Raw genomic sequence first — 443 nt, 5'->3', positions numbered from 1 at the left:
CCCTTCAACGATGCGCGCGCCGCGCGCGGCCTGCCGCCGGTGAACGCGTTCTGGGTGCACGGCGCGGGGCGGCTGCCCGAAGGCGCCCTGCCCGCGGTGGCGATGCCCGAGGTGCCGCAGGTGCTGCGCGATGCCGCGCTGCACGAGGACTGGCGCGCCTGGGCGGAGGGCTGGAAGGCGCTGGACGCCGGCCCCGTGGCCCGCCTGGCGGCCCACGTGGAGCGCGGCGGCGCGGCGCGGCTGACGCTGTGCGGCGAGCGCGGCGCGATGGCGTGGGACACGGCGCCCGCGGGCCTGCTCGACCGCCTGCGCCGCCGGTGGCGGCCGGTGCGCTTCGCGGCGCTGCAGGAGCAGCTGTGAAGATCGTCGCCCGGGACATCCCGCCGCGCGCCGTCTGGGCGCTGGAGCAGGCCGGCGTGCATCCGCTGCTCGCCAGGCTCTAC

General features: G+C 79.2%; 1 protein-coding gene. It reads left to right on the top strand.

All coding sequences use genetic code 11. The annotated features are described in order from the left end of the window. Positions 1-360, top strand: a 360-nt coding sequence (locus GVL52_RS32130; RefSeq protein ID WP_200848002.1) for a hypothetical protein, incomplete at its 5' end; no start/stop codon positions are given. Positions 361-443 lie beyond the last annotated feature (83 nt).

The organism is Rhizobium sp. 18055, assembly GCF_902706285.1.
Lineage (GTDB): Bacteria > Pseudomonadota > Alphaproteobacteria > Rhizobiales > Rhizobiaceae > Rhizobium.
The sequence above is the reverse complement of the archived record's forward strand: the minus strand, read 5'-3'. Positions and strand labels throughout refer to the sequence as shown.